The 18,091-nt window shown below is 64.8% G+C and carries 14 protein-coding genes and 1 riboswitch; of the genes, 13 read left to right on the forward strand and 1 reads right to left on the reverse strand.

The genetic code is table 11. The annotated features are described in order from the left end of the window. Positions 1–55 precede the first annotated feature (55 nt). From ileS to ndk, 4 genes are all read left to right on the forward strand, one after another. Positions 56–3,379, forward strand: a complete 3,324-nt coding sequence (ileS, locus tag QFZ30_RS07535) for an isoleucine--tRNA ligase (protein WP_307074905.1) — start codon at positions 56–58, stop codon at positions 3,377–3,379. 3 nt (positions 3,380–3,382) lie between these two features. Then, positions 3,383–4,741: a bifunctional folylpolyglutamate synthase/dihydrofolate synthase gene (locus tag QFZ30_RS07540; protein WP_307074907.1), complete on the forward strand. Its 1,359-nt coding sequence runs from the start codon at positions 3,383–3,385 to the stop codon at positions 4,739–4,741. Positions 4,742–4,744: 3 nt separating this feature from the next. After that, positions 4,745–5,188 (forward strand): DUF4233 domain-containing protein, encoded by a 444-nt coding sequence (locus QFZ30_RS07545; protein WP_307074909.1) that lies wholly within the window; start codon positions 4,745–4,747, stop codon positions 5,186–5,188. Between the two features lie 72 nt (positions 5,189–5,260). Further along, the gene (gene ndk / locus QFZ30_RS07550; RefSeq protein ID WP_307074911.1) at positions 5,261–5,680 is read left to right on the forward strand and encodes a nucleoside-diphosphate kinase; all 420 of its coding nucleotides are present in this window, start codon (positions 5,261–5,263) and stop codon (positions 5,678–5,680) included. A gap of 110 nt (positions 5,681–5,790) precedes the next feature. Here ndk and QFZ30_RS07555 read toward each other — a convergent pair whose 3' ends face one another. Continuing rightward, a complete protein-coding gene (locus QFZ30_RS07555) occupies positions 5,791–6,468 on the reverse strand; it encodes a vitamin K epoxide reductase family protein (RefSeq protein WP_373462884.1) in 678 nt (225 codons plus the stop codon). Between the two features lie 458 nt (positions 6,469–6,926). On the opposite strand from QFZ30_RS07555, the gene QFZ30_RS07560 reads away from it, so the two are divergent. From QFZ30_RS07560 to nadD, 9 genes are all read left to right on the forward strand, one after another. Continuing rightward, positions 6,927–10,208: an Rne/Rng family ribonuclease gene (locus tag QFZ30_RS07560; protein ID WP_307074913.1), complete on the forward strand. Its 3,282-nt coding sequence runs from the start codon at positions 6,927–6,929 to the stop codon at positions 10,206–10,208. Positions 10,209–10,313: 105 nt separating this feature from the next. Beyond that, a riboswitch (TPP riboswitch) is annotated at positions 10,314–10,411 on the forward strand. Then, positions 10,402–11,955: a bifunctional hydroxymethylpyrimidine kinase/phosphomethylpyrimidine kinase gene (thiD, locus tag QFZ30_RS07565; protein ID WP_307074915.1), complete on the forward strand. Its 1,554-nt coding sequence runs from the start codon at positions 10,402–10,404 to the stop codon at positions 11,953–11,955. Its footprint overlaps the riboswitch before it by 10 nt. Positions 11,956–12,226: 271 nt before the next feature. Next, complete coding sequence (rplU, locus tag QFZ30_RS07570) at positions 12,227–12,535, forward strand: 50S ribosomal protein L21 (RefSeq protein ID WP_307080123.1); 309 nt, start codon at positions 12,227–12,229, stop codon at positions 12,533–12,535. Between the two features lie 61 nt (positions 12,536–12,596). Next, positions 12,597–12,860, forward strand: a complete 264-nt coding sequence (rpmA, locus tag QFZ30_RS07575) for a 50S ribosomal protein L27 (RefSeq protein ID WP_069952019.1) — start codon at positions 12,597–12,599, stop codon at positions 12,858–12,860. 116 nt (positions 12,861–12,976) lie between these two features. Beyond that, the gene (obgE, locus tag QFZ30_RS07580) at positions 12,977–14,566 is read left to right on the forward strand and encodes a GTPase ObgE (protein WP_307074917.1); all 1,590 of its coding nucleotides are present in this window, start codon (positions 12,977–12,979) and stop codon (positions 14,564–14,566) included. 10 nt (positions 14,567–14,576) lie between these two features. Next, entirely contained in the window at positions 14,577–15,725 is a 1,149-nt protein-coding gene (gene proB / locus QFZ30_RS07585) for a glutamate 5-kinase (protein ID WP_373462821.1), read from the forward strand. Positions 15,726–15,751: 26 nt separating this feature from the next. Continuing rightward, positions 15,752–17,104 (forward strand): glutamate-5-semialdehyde dehydrogenase, encoded by a 1,353-nt coding sequence (locus tag QFZ30_RS07590; RefSeq protein ID WP_307074921.1) that lies wholly within the window; start codon positions 15,752–15,754, stop codon positions 17,102–17,104. A 77-nt stretch (positions 17,105–17,181) separates the two neighbouring features. Next, complete coding sequence (locus QFZ30_RS07595; RefSeq protein ID WP_307074923.1) at positions 17,182–17,421, forward strand: hypothetical protein; 240 nt, start codon at positions 17,182–17,184, stop codon at positions 17,419–17,421. 13 nt (positions 17,422–17,434) lie between these two features. Continuing rightward, positions 17,435–18,091, forward strand: a complete 657-nt coding sequence (gene nadD, locus QFZ30_RS07600; RefSeq protein ID WP_307074925.1) for a nicotinate-nucleotide adenylyltransferase — start codon at positions 17,435–17,437, stop codon at positions 18,089–18,091.

The raw sequence follows: 18,091 nt of genomic DNA on the forward strand, positions 1-18,091 counted from the left end.
CGGAACCTGACAGCAACGGCTGGACGGTTCACCAGCTCAACCCAGGATGTCGAGAATGACGTATTACCCCAAAGCCTCAGCCTCCCCTTCGGCCGCACCGGGCTCCGGTGTCTCCGCTTCCGTGAAGTTTCCGGAAATCGAAGAGCGCATCCTGAAGTACTGGGACCAGGACGGCACCTTCCAGGCCAGCATCGACCAGCGAAGCGCCGACGCCCCCGGTGGCGAGCCCGGCAGCAACGAGTTCGTGTTTTATGACGGCCCTCCGTTTGCCAATGGCCTGCCGCACTACGGCCACCTCCTTACCGGTTACGCCAAGGACCTGGTGGGGCGCTACCAGACCCAGCGCGGCCGGCGCGTGGAACGCCGCTTCGGCTGGGACACCCACGGTTTGCCCGCCGAGCTGGAAGCGATGAAGCAGCTCGGGATGACGGACAAGACCCAGATCGAGGCCATGGGCATCGACAAGTTCAACGACGCCTGCCGCGCTTCGGTCATGAAGTACGCGGACGAGTGGAAGAGCTATGTCACCCGCCAGGCACGCTGGGTGGACTTCGACAACGACTACAAGACCCTCAACGTCGAATACATGGAGTCGGTCCTTTGGGCCTTCAAGCAGCTGCACGAAAAGGGGCTGACCTACAACGGCTACCGCGTGCTGCCGTACTGCTGGAAGGACGAGACGCCGCTGTCCAACCATGAGCTGCGCATGGACGATGACGTCTACAAGAACCGCCAGGACCAGACCGTCACCGTGACGTTCCCCTTCACGGCAGGGGACTCCGCCCTCTCCCGTCAGCTGGCCGGCGTGCAGGCGCTCGCCTGGACCACCACCCCCTGGACGCTGCCCACCAACCTGGCGCTCGCCGTCGGGCCTTCCATCACGTATGCCGTGCTGCCCGCCGGACCCAACGGCATCAAGGCCGCCTCGCCAGACGCGCCCGTCACAGGAAGTTTCCTCCTGGCGGTGGACCTGCTGGCCACCTACGCCAAGGACCTGGGCTACGAGGACGTGGATTCCGCTGAGGCCGCGGTTACGTCCACCCACACCGGGGCCGAACTTGAAGGCCTGCAGTACCAGCCTCTCTGGAACGACTTCAACGACGCCGAAAAGTTCGGCACGCAGAACGCCTGGCGGATCCTGGTTGCAGACTACGTCACCACCACCGACGGCACCGGCATCGTCCACCAGGCACCTGCCTATGGCGAGGACGACCAGAAGGTCTGTGAAGAAGCTGGCATCCCCGTGGTGCTTTCCGTGGACGAAGGCGCCAAATTCCTGCCACTGTTCAAGCACGGGGACCTGCACGACATCGCGGGCATGCAGGTGTTTGAGGCCAATAAGCCCATCACCCAGGTGCTGCGCGCCCAGGGCCGCCTGGTCCGCCAGGCCAGCTACGAGCACAGCTACCCGCATTGCTGGCGCTGCCGCAACCCCTTGATCTACCGCGCCGTGTCCTCCTGGTACGTCGAGGTCACCAAGTTCAAGGACCGGATGTCCGAGCTGAATCAGGAGATCAACTGGATCCCCGGTAACGTCAAGGACGGCCAGTTCGGCAAGTGGCTCGCCAACGCCCGCGACTGGTCCATCAGCCGCAACCGGTACTGGGGCAGCCCCATCCCCGTATGGCAGTCAAGCGACCCAGAATACCCGCGCACCGACGTCTATGGCTCCCTGGCCGAGATCGAGGCTGACTTCGGCCGCCTGCCGTTGAACAAGGACGGCCAGGTTGACCTGCACCGGCCGTTCATCGACGAACTGACGCGCCCCAACCCGGATGACCCGCGGACCCCCGAAGAGGGTCAGTCCGTGATGCGCCGCGTGGAGGACGTGCTGGATGTCTGGTTCGACTCCGGCTCCATGCCGTACGGCCAGGTGCATTACCCGTTCCAGAACGAAGCGTGGTTTGACACCCACAACCCGGCGGACTTCATCGTCGAGTACATCGGGCAGACCCGCGGCTGGTTCTACATGCTGCACATCCTGTCCACGGCCCTGTTTGATCGGCCGGCCTTCCGCAACGTCATCAGCCACGGCATCGTGCTGGGCTCTGACGGCCAGAAGATGTCCAAGAGCCTGCGCAACTACCCGGACGTCTCCGAGGTCCTGGACCGCGACGGCTCCGACGCCATGCGCTGGTTCCTGATGTCCAGCCCGATCCTGCGTGGCGGAAACCTGGTGGTCACCGAGCAGGGAATCCGCGACGGCGTCCGCCAGGTCATCCTGCCGCTCTGGAATGTGTACAGCTTCTTTACTCTGTACACCAACGCCGCCGACGGCGGCGCTGGCTACGATGCGAAGCTGCGCTACGACGGCTACGCCGACACCCTGGACCAGTACCTGCTGGCCAACACCGGCGACCTGGTCCGCAACATGACAGCGCAGCTGGACAGCTACGACATCTCCGGTGCCTGCGACGAACTCCGCAGCTACCTGGACATGCTCACCAACTGGTACGTCCGCCGCAGCCGCCAGCGCTTCTTTGACGAGGACCATGATGCGTTTGACGCGCTGCACACGGCACTGGAGGCCGTCTGCCGGGTGTCCGCCTCCCTGCTGCCGCTCATCTCCGAGGAGATCTGGCGCGGCCTGACCGGCGGCCGCTCCGTCCACTTGGCCGACTGGCCTGACGCTGACCTGTTCCCGGCCAATGCGGCCCTGGTGGAAGCTATGGACCGTGTGCAGCAGATCTGTTCTACCGGGTCGTCGCTGCGCAAGGCCGCCAACCTGCGCGTCCGCCTTCCGCTGCAGGAACTGACCGTGGTGGCACCTGGCGCCGACGCGCTGGGCGGGTTTGCCAGCGTCGTCGCAGATGAACTCAACCTGCGCTCGGTGCGCCTGCTGGACGCTGCCAGCGCCTCCCCGGAGGAGTTCGGCATCGAACAGAAGCTGGTGGTCAATGCCCGGGCCGCCGGCCCGCGCCTCGGCAAGAACGTCCAACAGGCCATCAAGGGCTCCAAGTCCGGTGACTGGTCGGTTGACGATGATGGCGTGGTCGTCGCTGGTGGCCTTGAGCTGGAACCGCAGGAATACACCCTGGAGACCGTGGTGGCGGAATCGGCGGAGGGTGCCGGTTCACGCGCCGCTGCCGTGCTGCCTGGCGGCGGGTTCGTGGTGCTCAACACCGAAGTCACGCCCGAACTTGAAGCCGAGGGGATGGCCCGCGACATGGTCCGCGCCATCCAGCAGGCACGCAAGGACGCCGGACTGAATGTGAGCGACCGGATCCGGACCACGGTCACGGCGTCGAAGGATATTTACGACGCCATCAGAGCCAACGAAAACCTTGTAGTCACCGAAACGCTCACCATGGAACTCGGCCTGTACTCCAACGGGGACGGCACCGAGCTCCAAATCACCGTAGAAAAAACAGGGGCCTAAGACATGACTGACGAATTCTCTGTGGAGAGTGTCTACGCCGAGCTGCTCGGGCGTGCACCGGAAAACAAAATGGAGCCGCGCCTGGCGCCGCTGTTCCGGGCCATGGACGTGCTGGGGGAGCCGAACAAGGCGTTCCCGATCATCCACGTGACCGGAACCAACGGCAAAACCTCCACGGCCCGGATGATCGAGGCCGGCCTGCGCGCCCATGGGCTGAGTACCGGCCGTTACACCAGCCCCCACCTGTCCAAGGTCACCGAGCGGATCAGCATTGACGGCCATCCAGTATCTGATGCGACCTTTGTCCGGATCTGGGACGAAATCCGCCCCTACCTGCAGATTGTGGACGACGAACTGACGGCAGCCGGTGAGGCCAGGCTCACGTACTTCGAATGCCTGACCATCCTGGGCTTCGCGATATTTGCTGACCAGCCCGTCAACGTCGCGGTCATCGAAGTGGGCCTGGGCGGCATCACCGACGCCACCAACGTGGGAGATGGCCAGGTCTCGGTGGTCACCCCGATCTCGTTGGACCACACGGACCTGCTGGGTGACACCACCGAGGACATCGCGTACGAGAAGGCCGGAATCATCAAGCCCGGTGGCTACCTCATCAGCGCGGCCCAGCCCGTGGATGCAGCCCAGGTGCTGCTGGAAAAGGCCAAGGAAGTCGCTGTTCCGTTCCGGTTCGAAGGCGTGGAGTTCGGCGTCGAATCCCGGATCGTGGCCGTGGGTGGCCAAGTGGTCAGCATCAAGGGCATCGCAGGCCGGTATCCGGAGGTGCTGGTGCCGCTGCACGGTGCCCACCAGGCCCAGAACGCTGCCGTGGCGGTGGCCGCGCTGGAGGCGTTTTTCGGCGGCGAAAAGGAGCTCGACGCCGAAGTGCTCCAGGAAGCGTTCGCCAGCGTCACCGCACCGGGACGCCTGGAAGTTGTCCGGACGGCCCCCACTATCATCGTTGACGCGGCACACAACCCTGATGGCATCCGCGTATCGGCCGAAGCCATCCAGGAGGCTTTCAGCTTCACCAAGCTGGTGCCGGTGGTGGGCGTGCTCAAGGAAAAAGACGCGGAGGAGATCCTGCGCCAGCTCAAGGAATCGCTGGGAGACCTCGCGGAGGAATACTGCTTCACCCAGTCCAACTCACCGCGGGCAGTTCCCGCCGCCGAACTCGCCGAACTCGCGGTTGAAATGGGCTTCGGCGAGGACAACATCCACATTGCGGAGAAGCTGGACGACGCCCTCGAGTGGGCTGTCGAACGTGCGGAAGCCAACGACGACCTGGCCGGGGGAGTGCTGGTCACGGGCTCCATCACCCTGGTGGCGGAAGCACGGATCCTGCTGGGAAAGACGGAGGCCTAGGCGATGGCCAAGCCCACGAAGGCCCAGCGTGAGTGGCGTCCCGGGATGCCGAAGAAACGCCGTTCAACAAAGGTGATGTTCGCCTCCACCGTCCTGTTGCTCGAGGCCTTTGTGGCGTTCTTCGCCACGCTGGCAGTTTTCGGACTCAAACGCGGTGAGTTCCCGCCGGCCCTGATTCTGGGTGTTGGCATCGCCCTCAGCGTCGTCATGATCCTCGCCTGTGCGGTGTTGTCGAAGCCGTGGGGCGTAGCGTTGGGATGGATTCTGCAGATCGTGCTGATCCTCACCGGCATCGTTGAGCCCATGATGTTCCTGGTAGGCGCGCTGTTCGGCCTGGCCTGGTGGTACGGCATCCGCACTGGCATCAGGATCGACTCCGAGGCAGCCCAGCGGGAACGCGAGCAGGCAGAGTGGAAGGCAGCACACCCGGACGCGCAAGCTCCCTAGACGCCCTGCCGTAGACGCCAGGCAGGACCCGTAGAATTGTCCCGAAACCCCCACCAACGCATTGGAGTACCTGTGAGCATTGAGCGCACCCTGGTTTTGATCAAGCCCGACGGCGTGGCCCGCAACCTCAGCGGCGCCATCCTGAGCCGCATCGAGGCCAAGGGATACACCCTGTCCGAGCTAAAGAAGGTGGATGCTAGCCGTGAGCTCCTGGAGCAGCATTACGAAGAGCACATCGGCAAGCCGTTCTACGAGCCGCTCGTGGAGTTCATGCTCAGCGGGCCGGTAGTTGCAGCGATCTTCGAAGGCCACCGCGTCATTGAGGGATTCCGTGCGCTGGCCGGCACCACTGACCCCACAACCGCGGCCCCCGGAACCATCCGCGGCGACTTCGGCCGTGACTGGGGCTTGAAGGTGCAGCAGAACCTGGTGCACGGATCGGATTCCGTGGACTCCGCGGAACGCGAAATCAAGATCTGGTTCCAGGCCTAACAGCCACCCCTAAGCGCGAACTGGCACGTATTGCCCTCAAATCCGGGTTCTGAGGGCAATAAGTGCCAGTTCGCGTTTTTTTGTGCGCCCACTCGCGCAGGGAAGGTCGGCTAGAAGCCCGAGGTTCCCACAAACACCTGGATGAAGGCGAAGAAGATCGTCGCGACGGCGGCCACGTACAGCAGCGCCGTGATCATCCAGCCCGAGTCGCCGAGGATCCGGGATGCGCCGGCTGGTGCAGGAATGGCGCCTTGGGTGACGTTCCTGACCGTCACCCAGACGAAAAGCGGGATCATGGCAGCCCACACAATCATGCAGAACGGGCACAGGATATGGATCTCATACAGGGCCTGGGACCACAGCCAGACCACAAATGCGAAGCCCAGGGTGACACCAGCCTGCAGCCCCAGCCAGTACCAGCGCGCGAAGGTGGCGCCGGACAGCAGCGCCATGCCCGTGGTGATGATCACCGCGAACGCCACAATGCCGATGAACATGTTGGGAAACCCGAAAACCGAACTTTGCCAGGTCTGCATCACCTGGCCGCACGAGATCCAGGGACTAACGTCGCAGACAGTGGTGTGGTTGGGGTCCTTGAGAACCTCAAGTTTCTCCAGGACCAGCGTCCCGGAGGCCAGCCAGCCTATGGCGCCCGTAATGACCATGAGCCAGCCAAGCGGCCGGTTGCGCGCCATTGGCGGTACGGCCCCGGCGGCCATGGGCTCCGGACCTGCCGTGGGCGCGGCTGCCGCGCTGCCGGTGCCGTCGACGGGGGAGATGCTGGTCATGGTTATTGGCGTCCTTTTCATCGGGTGCTCCTTGCCCGATTGTAACGCCGGCGGCTGGACACGGCGTTCAGCAGGCGCAAAATAGCAGACTGGTCCGGTGCCATTGCTTCCGCAGTCTTTTGGCCGGGGTGTGAGAGAATAAACGTGGCTGGAGGCCGATCCACATTCGGACTCCGGTCCGGTGGCTTATTCCCAAGACCGCCAATGATGAGCAGGGCAGCCTTTCGGATCCTCTGATCCGGCTTCCCGCAATTCCATTGGTCGGCACCTGGTTGTCTCGTGCAGAACAACGGGTTTCAGGACACGGCCGTCGGCTCCCACGGGCTGCCGCACCCCCCTTGCCGGTGCGAACCTGGGAGTACCCAATTGACTTCTGTCAACGCCTGCGGGTTTTGACAATATGTGCCCCAATGGGTGCCGGATGTGGCGGTACGTCAGGGGCAGGAGTGTTGCCACATATGGAAAATGAACAAGTACCAGCCGTTAATGACGATGCTGCGGCCGCGGACGCCCCTGAAGCGCCCAAGAAAGCCACCAGGACGCGGCGGAAGGCTGCACCGAAGGCCGGCGATGCCGGGAAGCCCGTCGTCGACCTGGCGGACGGCGCAACCGCGGACGCGGCGCAGGCATTGCCCATAGAGTCCGCCTCTGCGGAGACGGCCCCGCCAGAACCCAAAGCACCCGTCCGCCGCGCACGGGCACGCAAGAAGGCGGACGCGGCCGAACCACTGCCGGCCTTTGCTGCAGAGGCTGATGCGGGTCTCCCGGAGAACCCTGCCCTTCAGGAGAGCACGGTCCAGCCTCCTGCTCCCGAGGCCGCTGCCGAGATCCCGGCCCCGGAAGTTCAGGCTGACACCCCGCCGGTCCGGCGCCGCCGCGTAGCCACCCGAAAGACATCTGCCCCGGCTCCAGAGGCCGCAATTGCCCCTGATGCCGCGTCGGAGGAGCCGCCTGTGGCCGCGGCAGCCACGGCCCCGGAAGAGTCTGTTCCCGCCACAGTTCCGGAAGCAGCACCCGAAGCGGGGGCCGAGGAAGCAGTTCCCGCTGAACCGGCCAGCCCCTTCGGTTCGCTTTTCCTGGAACCGTCGGCGACGTCGGTGCTGTTCCAGGCCCCGGACCTGAGTACCGTGGTCCGCTCCACTCCGGCTCCCGCTCCGGCCGCCGTTGAAGAACCTGAAGAGGACGACGCCGAAGACGGCGATGCTGACGATGCCAGCGGCCGCCGCAGGCGCCGTAGCCGTGGCCGCCGGGGGCGCAGCCGCACCGGCGACCGCGATCTCGAAGACGATGCTGAGGGCGCTGCCCGCGGCGAAGACAGTGCAGCCTCGGACGACGCCGATGAGGAGTCAGCCGGCCAGCCTGAAGAGGGCGTGACGTCCCGCCGCCGTCGCCGTCGCCGCCGTGGCGACCAGGATCTTGAACTCACCGGCGGCGGGGATGACGATCCGCCCAACACCGTAACCCGCGTGCGCGCTCCGCGTGCTGCGAGCGAGCCCGTGGTCAGCAACCGGGTGACCAGCGTCAAGGGTTCCACCCGGCTCGAGGCCAAGAAGCAGCGCCGGCGCGAATCCCGCGACACCGGCCGCCGCCGTACGGTCATCACCGAAGCCGAGTTCCTGGCCCGCCGCGAGTCCGTTGACCGGCAGATGATCGTCCGCCAGCGTGACGACAGAATCCAGATTGCCGTCTTGGAGGACGGCGTCCTGGCCGAGCACTTTGTCTCCAAGACGCAGCAGGACTCCCTGATCGGCAATGTGTACCTTGGCAAGGTGCAGAATGTCCTGCCCTCCATGGAAGCGGCATTTGTTGACATCGGACGCGGCCGCAATGCTGTGCTCTACGCCGGTGAAGTGAACTGGGAATCCGTCAATCTCGAAGGCAAGCAGCGCCGGATCGAGAACGCGCTGAAGTCCGGAGACACCGTGCTGGTCCAGGTCACCAAGGATCCCGTGGGCCATAAGGGCGCGCGCCTGACCAGCCAGATTTCGCTTCCCGGGCGCTACCTCGTCTACGTTCCCGGTGGTTCCATGACGGGCATCTCCCGCAAGCTGCCCGACGTCGAACGCAACCGCCTCAAGCGCATCCTCAAGGACCGGCTGCCCGAGCACGCCGGCGTCATTGTCCGGACCGCTGCAGAAGGCGCCTCCGAGGAGGAGCTCACCCACGACATCAACCGCCTGCGGGCCCAGTGGGAGGGCATCGAAGGCCAGTCGACGTCCACCAAGATCCTGGCCCCGGAACTGCTCTACGGCGAACCGGACCTGACCATCAAAGTGGTCCGGGACGTCTTCAACGAGGACTTCTCCAAGCTGATTGTCTCCGGCGAAGAGGCGTGGGACACCATCGAGGCCTACGTCACCTACGTGGCGCCCGACCTGGTGGGCAGGTTGGAAAAGTGGACCAAGGACCAGGACATCTTCGCGGCGTGGCGGATCGACGAACAGATCCACAAGGCATTGGACCGCAAGGTGTTCCTGCCATCCGGCGGCTCACTGGTGATCGACCGCACCGAAGCCATGACCGTGGTGGACGTCAACACCGGCAAGTTCACGGGCAGCGGCGGAAACCTTGAGGAAACGGTCACCAAGAACAACCTCGAAGCGGCCGAGGAAGTTGTCCGCCAGCTCAGGCTCCGGGATATCGGCGGAATCATCGTCATCGACTTCATCGACATGGTGCTTGAGTCCAACCGGGACCTGGTGCTGCGCCGGATGGTGGAGTGCCTCGGCCGTGACCGCACCAAGCACCAGGTGGCCGAAGTAACATCGCTGGGACTTGTCCAGATGACGCGGAAGCGCATGGGCACAGGACTCCTCGAGGTCTTCGGGGAACAGTGCGAGACTTGCGCAGGCCGCGGCATCGTCACCCATGACGATCCCGTGGAACACCGCCGCGCCAACATTGTTGCCGCTGAGCACCACGTTCAGCGCACGGACAGCCGCCCGGATACCCAGCGCACGGAAACGCAGCGTCCTGAAGGCCAGCCCGGTGGCCGGACCGACCGCAAACGCCGCCGTGGCAGGGGAGGCCAGCCGCTGGAGGTAGCCGCGCCTGCTCCCGTGCAGATCCACACGGTCCACCCGGACCCCAGCGACGCAGAGCGCCATGCCAAGGCTGAGGCCACCAGGGCCGCCCTTGCCAACATTGCCGCGGCAGCACATGCAGCGCACCTTCACGACGACGAGGCGGCTCAGGCTGCCGCCGCCGCAAGCGGCACGCAGCAACCGGCAGCCCAGGCGTCACCTTCGGCTGGAACGGAGCGGCACGAGACTGACTCGTCCGGCCGCCCTGCAGCAGTGCTGACCTTCGGCGGCGAACGCGTAGTGCTGCCGTTTGTAGAGCACGCGGGGGACCAGGGGCAGGAACCTGCGCTGACCCTGGACCGCTTGGCGGAGGCGTTCGCCCACCTCGGCGAGCCCGCTCCCGTGGCGGAACGGGCCCAGGCGGAACGGGCGGTTCCTGCGCGCCAGCAGGAGCATGCCGCTGAAGAGAAGGACTATTCCGACCACACAGCAGAGCAGTCACGGACGCGCCGGCCGCGGCGCAACCGGAGTGCAAGCCGCGCCCAGGGCGCAGCCAATGCCACGTCGGTGGAACACCACGAGGCCACGCATGCGGCTCCCGAGGGCCACACGCACGCGGCTAAGGCACCGGAGCCCGCGAAGGCACCAGCGGAGGCCAAGCCCGCAGCCGATGAACCCATCATCCTTGGTGTCGGCGTTCCAGCGTCCGAACTCTGATACGCACTACGACATCGGTGAAGATGCCCGGACGTACCCTCAAACTGCAGGGTGCGCCCGGGCATCCGGCGTTAACCGGTCTCCGTCATAAGAACGCTAGGCTGGGTGACTGACACGGGGTGCCGCGCAGAGGGCCGGCTGAGATCCACACCCGTTGAACCTGTCCGGCTAGCACCGGCGAAGGGATGTCTCCATGTCTTCAACATCCGTCCTGCCTCCAGAGACCGAGGCCGCACCATCCAGGGCCGCAGCATCCGCAAAGGCCGGAACCCGGCGTGATGTACCGCGCGTTCTGTCGATCGCGGGATCTGACCCGTCCGGCGGCGCCGGCATCCAAGCGGACCTGAAGAGCATTGCTGCGCACGGCGGCTACGGCATGGCAGCGATTACTGCCCTCACCGTCCAAAACACCCAGGGCGTCCGTGCGGTGCACGTTCCACCGGCCACCTTCCTGGCCCAGCAGCTCGACGCTATCAGCGATGACATCACCATCGACGCCGTGAAGATCGGCATGCTCGGCGACGCAGAGGTGATTGCTGCGGTCCGCAGTTGGCTGGAAAAGGTGCGGCCCGGCGTCGTGGTTCTGGACCCGGTGATGGCGGCCACCAGCGGGGACAGGCTGCTGAAGGAGTCGGCCGAAGCTGCCCTTCGTGGCCTCCTGCCGCTGGCGGACCTGATCACGCCGAACCTGGCGGAACTCGCCATGCTTCTGGACGAACCGCAGGCGCACGCCTGGCCCGATGCACTGGAGCAGGGCCGGCGGCTTGCGGCCGCCACGGGTGCCACGGTCCTGGTCAAGGGCGGGCATCTCGACGGCGGTGCTTGCCCGGATGCGCTGGTCAATACCGCGGGCGTCCTCTCCCAGGAAGTGGTGGTCCTGCCGGGGGACAGGATTCCTACGCGGAACAGCCACGGGACGGGCTGTTCGCTCTCCTCGGCGATGGCGACCGTGCAGGCAAGGCTTGGGGATTGGGAAGCCTCCCTGCGGACGGTGAAGCCATGGCTGGCTGGTGCCCTGCAGGCCTCGGATCAGCTGGAGGTCGGAGCGGGCAACGGCCCTATCCATCATTTCCACCACCTGCAGCCGTCGCTGCCCGCCGGAAAGTTCGCGGAGATACTGCGCGCAGAGGCAGGCCCGGATCTGGCGGCGATCTTCGGACTGGACTTCATCCGGAGCCTGGCAGCGGGTAGCTTGGACGAAAAGCAGTTCGCCTACTACCTCGCACAGGACGCCATCTACCTCAACGGTTACTCCCGGGTGCTCGCCCGGGCAAGTGCGATGGCCCCCACGGAGACTGAACAGCTGTTCTGGGCGCGGTCCGCCCAGCAGTGCCTGGAAGTCGAATCCGAACTGCACCGCAGCTGGCTCAGCACCCGTACCGTGGAGCCGTGCCTGGGCCCTGTCACCAAGTCCTACGTTGACCACCTGCTGGCCGCGTCCGCTTCCGGCAGCTACGCCGTGCTGGTGGCGGCTGTTCTTCCGTGCTTCTGGCTGTACGCCGAGGTCGGCAGCACCCTGCATGGAGAGTTCCTGACTGCGGGGGCACCGGCAGACCACCCCTACGCCGCGTGGCTGCGGACCTATGCCGATGAAGACTTCGCCGCCGCTACCCGCCGCGCGATGGCCACGGCAGACGAGGCCGGGCGCAGGGGATCCGAGAATGAGCGGGCAGCGATGGTCCTGGCTTTCAGGCAGTCGTGTCGTTTCGAAGTGGATTTCTTCGACGCGCCGCGTCTTCACGCCTGATCGCTTATGGCCGCCGCAGCCGGTACGATAGTCGGGCACGGTTCCGGATGTCAGTGCTGCACCCGCTTGTGGCGCCTATCACAGACAACCCGCCGGAACCAGCCTCATTTGCGGCCGAAGGCAAAATTAGCGTATTCTAGATCTTCGGTGCTTACGCCAACACTTGGGTTACGACCCCACGGCGTTGAGGCACAGCGAGAGCCCAGCCAGATATGGAACCAGGTTCCGCACGCAAATTTAGTAATAAACGTCGAGAGAAGTGAGTTCCCAAGTGGTGTACGCGATTGTCCGCGCAGGCGGCCGCCAAGAGAAGGTTTCCGTTGGAGACTTCGTTACCCTGAACCGCGTCCCCGGTGGAGCCGGCAGCACTTTTCAGCTGCCCGCACTGCTCCTGGTAGACGGTGACAAGGTCACCTCCGCCGCTGCGGACCTGGCCAAGGTAACTGTTACGGCTGAGATCCTCCAGGACCTTCGTGGTCCGAAGATCGTCATCCAGAAGTTCAAGAACAAGACCGGTTACAAGAAGCGCCAGGGTCACCGTCAGGAACTGACCAAGGTCAAGATCACTGGTATCAAGTAACCACCGGTTAACTGTTCAGGTTTTCAGCAGATTCCCCAGAATTTAGAGGCAGGCATTTCAAATGGCACATAAAAAAGGCGCGAGCTCCACTCGCAACGGTCGTGACTCCAACGCCCAGTACCTCGGCGTCAAGCGCTTCGGCGGCCAGGTAGTTTCCGCAGGCGAGATCATCGTTCGCCAGCGTGGCACCCACTTCCACCCGGGCGCCGGCGTTGGCCGCGGCGGCGACGACACCCTGTTCGCACTGGCTCCGGGAGCTGTCGAATTCGGCACGCGCCGCGGTCGCCGCGTCGTCAACATCGTTGCTGCTGCAGCTGCAGAGTAACTAATAGTTCTGAAGCGGTGGGGCGGGCCATTTGGTCCGCTCCACTGTTCTTTTAACCGCATTACAATCGTCTTGACGTCTTTGGACGTCCGGGAAACAGCACTGAGGAGATCCACGTGGCTAGCTTTGTAGACCGGGTAGTACTGCACGTATCGGGCGGTACCGGCGGTCACGGCTGTGTCTCCGTCCACCGTGAGAAGTTCAAGCCCCTGGGCGGACCCGACGGCGGCAATGGCGGCGACGGCGGCGACGTCATCCTGCGCGTTGACCACCAGACCACCACACTGCTCGACTACCACCACGCACCGCACCGGCACGCCACCAACGGCGGGCCCGGCATGGGGGACTGGCGCGGAGGCAAGAACGGCGAAACCCTCATCCTTCCGGTCCCGGACGGCACTGTGGTCAAGGCCAAGGACGGCACTGTCCTGGCTGACCTCGTCGGCGAAGGCGCCGAATACATTGCCGCAGCCGGAGGCCAGGGCGGGCTGGGCAACGCTTCACTGTCATCCCAGAAGCGCCGCGCCCCGGGCTTCGCACTGCTCGGCATCGAAGGCGACTCCAGCGACGTCGTGCTGGAGCTGAAGTCCATTGCGGACATCGCACTGGTGGGCTTTCCGTCTGCCGGCAAGTCCAGCCTCATCGCGGCCATGTCAGCTGCACGGCCCAAGATCGCTGACTACCCCTTCACCACACTGATCCCCAACCTTGGCGTTGTCCAGGCGGGGGACGTCCGCTTCACCATTGCCGACGTCCCTGGCCTGATCGAAGGGGCCAGTGAGGGCAAGGGCCTGGGCCACAATTTCCTGCGCCATGTGGAACGCTGCGCCGCGCTGGTGCACGTGCTGGACTGCGGCACCCTGGAATCAGACCGGGACCCGCTCTCGGACCTGGCCATCATTGAAGCGGAGCTTGAGAAGTACGCCGTGGACATGAGCTACGCCGGTAAAGACGGCGAGGTGGTTCCGCTGAACCACCGCCCGCGCCTGGTGGCCCTGAATAAGGTGGACCTGCCGGACGGCAAGGACATGGCGGAATTCGTCCGCCCCGATCTGGAAGCACGTGGCTACCGCGTGTTCGAGATCTCCGCCACCAGCCACGAGGGCCTGCGCCAGCTCGGGTTCGCCATGGCGGAGATCGTCCAGGCCGCCCGGGACACCCTCGCCGCGGCGCCGCCCAAGGTGCAGCCACCCGTACTGCGACCCCGCGCCGTTAATGAGTCCGGGTTCAAAATCCGGCGCGAGGAAAAGAACCTCGAACCGCTGTTCCGCGTCCTCGGCGAAAAGCCGGTCCGCTGGGTCAAGCAGACAGACTTCACCAATGAGGAAGCCATCGGCTACCTCGCGGACCGCCTGGCCAAGCTGGGTGTGGAGAACGAGCTTTTCAAGCAGGGCGCCAAGCCTGGCGATACCGTGGTGATTGGCGAGGACGATGGCGTGGTCTTCGACTGGGAGCCCACCATGATGGCCGGCGCGGAGCTGCTGGCTGCGCCGCGAGGCACCGACGTGCGCTTTGCCGATATCGGCGACCGCCCCACCCGCGGCCAGAAGCGGGATGAGCAGCAGGAACGCAAGGACGCCAAGGCCGCCGCTCGCGCCGAGCTGGAGGCTGAGCGCAAGGCTGGTATCTGGACCGAGTCCGTCAGCAGCCGGCGGATCGCCAAGCCCCTCAAAGAGAGTGGACTGGGCGTAGAAGATGACGAGTGAAACGGTAGAAGTGACTGAAAATTCAGCAATAGTCATCGAAGAACCGAAGGACGACCGCAGTGTGCTCGCCCGGGCCCGCAGGATCGTTGTCAAAGTAGGGTCGTCGTCGCTGACCAGCATCAAGGGCGGCATCTCGGAAGAGTCCCTGATCGCCCTCTCAGATGTCTTGGCCACCAAGCACAACGCCGGCACGGAAATTATCCTGGTTTCATCCGGAGCCATCTCCGCAGGCCTTGCGCCCCTCGGCCTGGTGAAGCGTCCGCGTGACCTCGCCACCCAGCAGGCCGCCGCCAGCGTGGGCCAGGGCCTGCTCATGGCGCGCTACACGCACGCGTTCGGCGCCCATGGAGTCACCGTCAGCCAGGTGCTGCTGACGGCAGATGACCTTATGCGTCGCAGCCACCACGCGAACGCGTTCCGTGCACTGAACCGCCTCCTCAACCTCGGCGTGGTGCCGGTAGTCAACGAAAACGACACCGTCGCTACGCACAAGATCCGTTTCGGCGACAACGACAGGCTCTCAGCGCTCGTGGCCCATCTGGTCCGTGCTGATGCCCTGGTCCTGCTGTCCGACGTCGACTCGATATACGACGGCCCGCCCGCCAAGGGCGCCAAGCGCATCTCCCAGGTGGACGGCCCCGAAGATCTTGAGGCAGTGACCATCGGGAAGCCGGGCAAGGCAGGCGTAGGCACCGGCGGAATGCAGACTAAAGTCGAGGCTGCCATCATGGCCGCCGATTCCGGCATCCCGGCGCTGGTCACCTCCACCGCCAACGTCGGAGCCGCCCTGGCCGGTGAGGACGTGGGGACCTGGTTCACCGTCAACAGTGGCCGTAAATCCGTGCGGATGATGTGGCTCGCCCACCTGGCGCATGTCCAGGGCCGGCTCTTCCTTGACGACGGCGCCGTGCACGCTGTGCGGGACAATCGCTACTCGCTGCTTCCCGCCGGAATTTCATCGGTGGACGGGACCTTCGAAGCCGGCGACGCCGTCGAGATGGTGGCCGGAGACGGTACCGTCATCGCGCGCGGTTTGGTTAATTACTCTTCCGAAGAGCTTCCCCAGATGCTGGGCCGCTCTACCCAGGAACTCGGCGAGTCCCTGGGCCGCGGATTCGACCGTGAGGTTGTCCATATCGACGACCTGGTTCTGGTCTGAGCGGTCGGCTCACTTAGACTGGAAGGATGACTGAGGCACTGATTTCCCAAGTCCCTGGCAATTCCAACGATTCGAATGCGGTTCCTTCCGGGCCGGAACAGGGGAGTACCCCCACTCCGGCTGAGGTTGAGGCAGCCGTCCACTCCATCGCTGACCGCTCACGGCAGGCTGCCCGCCAGATGTCCGGGGCCAACCGCGCCTTGAAGGACAGTGGCCTCCGGGCCATCGGTGCCGCACTGCTGGACCGGAAGGACTTCATCCTGTCCGCCAACGCCAAGGATGTTGCGGCCGGCAAAGCCAACGGCACGTCGGCGGCCCTGCTGGACCGCCTCACCCTGACCGAAAGCCGGATCGACGGACTCGTGGCGGCCTTGGAGAACCTGGCCGGCCTGCCGGATCCGGTAGGAAACGTGGTCCGCGGCCAGACGCTCCCCAATGGCCTGCGCCTGCGCCAGATCAACGTGCCCATGGGAGTGGTGGCCGCCATTTACGAGGCCCGCCCCAACGTGACCGTAGACATTGCGGGCCTTGGCCTCAAGAGCGGGAACGCCGTCGTCCTCCGCGGCGGTACGGCTGCCGCCTTCACCAACGAAGCACTGGTCCAGGTCCTCCGTGAAGCCCTGGATTCCGTCGGACTGCCGGCGGACGCCGTGCAGACCGTTGACCAGTATGGCCGTGAAGGCGCCAATGCACTGATGCGTGCCCGCGGCCGCGTGGACGTCCTGATTCCCCGCGGTGGCCGCGAGCTCATCCAGACCGTGGTCAAGAATTCCGCTGTGCCCGTCATCGAGACCGGTGAGGGCAACGTGCACATCTTCATCGACGAATCGGCCAGCGAGGACATGGCGGTGGAGATCCTGTTGAACGCCAAGACCCAGCGGCCCAGCGTCTGCAACACCGTGGAGACCCTGCTGGTCCATTCGCGGTCCACCGTGCTGCCCGCCGTGGCGGCCGCGTTGCGCGGCGCGGGTGTCACCCTGCATGCCGATGAGCGGATCAGGGCCGCCCTGCCCGCGTCCGTTGAGTCCGAGCCTGCCACGGATGAGGACTGGGGCACCGAGTACATGGACCTGGACCTCGCGGTGGCCATGGTGGACAGCCTCGATGAGGCCGTCCGGCACATCCGCACCTGGTCCACCGGGCACACGGAGGCCATCCTGACCAACGACCTGTCGAATGCCGAGCGGTTCATCGCCGAGGTGGATTCCGCTGCGGTCATCGTCAACGCGTCCACCCGCTTTACCGACGGCGGTGAGCTGGGACTTGGCGCCGAGGTGGGAATCTCCACCCAGAAGCTGCACGCGCGGGGCCCGATGGGGCTGACCGAACTGACTACCACCAAGTGGATTGTGCAGGGCGAGGGCCAAGTCCGCGTGTAGCAACGCGGTAACATAGAACAGAAGTCCGGAACGGCGGGAAGATCCGCTGTCACATCCTTTGAGCCCTAGGGGAGAAAATGCTGCTCCAGCAGATCGCCACGTCCATTGCCGCTGCAGGCGAAGCGCAACATGAGGAACTCGCCCCGCTGTGGGCCGAGCCGTGGGTCTTTGGGGCAGCCATTTTTGCCATCCTGCTGGTGATGATGTTTGTCACCCTTTCCTACTCCAACCTGGGCAACCGCCACTCGGTCACGGAAGAGCATGCCGATCCGCACCGCCAGCACCCCAACAAGCACGATCACGGCCAGGGCCACTAGCATTTCCCGTGTTTTGCACCACAACGGTGCCGAAGGTCGGCTGCGGCTGGGCGTGATGGGCGGGACGTTTGATCCCATCCATCACGGCCACTTGGTCGCAGCCAGTGAAGTGGCTGCCAAGTTCGGCCTGGATGAAGTGGTTTTCGTCCCCACCGGACAGCCGTGGCAAAAAACGCACAAGCACGTTAGCGAGCCTGAGCACCGGTACTTGATGACGGTGATCGCCACGGCGTCGAATCCCCGCTTTACCGTCAGCCGGGTGGATGTGGACCGTCCTGGTCCTACATATACCATTGACACCTTGCGCGATCTTCGCACCCAGCGTCCGGACGCTGATCTGTTCTTCATTACCGGAGCAGACGCGCTGGCGCAGATCCTGTCGTGGAAGGATATCGACGAACTCTGGTCGCTGGCGCATTTTGTTGGAGTGACCCGGCCTGGGCATGTGCTTGATGGTATGGGCCGCAAGGACGTCAGCCTCCTTGAGGTCCCTGCCATGGCCATCTCATCCACGGACTGCCGCGCCAGGGTTGCCGAGCACAACCCCGTCTGGTACCTCGTGCCGGACGGCGTAGTGCAGTACATCGCCAAGTATGGACTGTACGCCGAGGGCTCCGCACCGAGGGACCTACCATCCGCCGAAACAAACGAACCAGCCAGTACTGAATGA

This window comes from Arthrobacter pascens, assembly GCF_030815585.1.
In the GTDB taxonomy this organism is placed as follows: domain Bacteria; phylum Actinomycetota; class Actinomycetes; order Actinomycetales; family Micrococcaceae; genus Arthrobacter; species Arthrobacter pascens_A.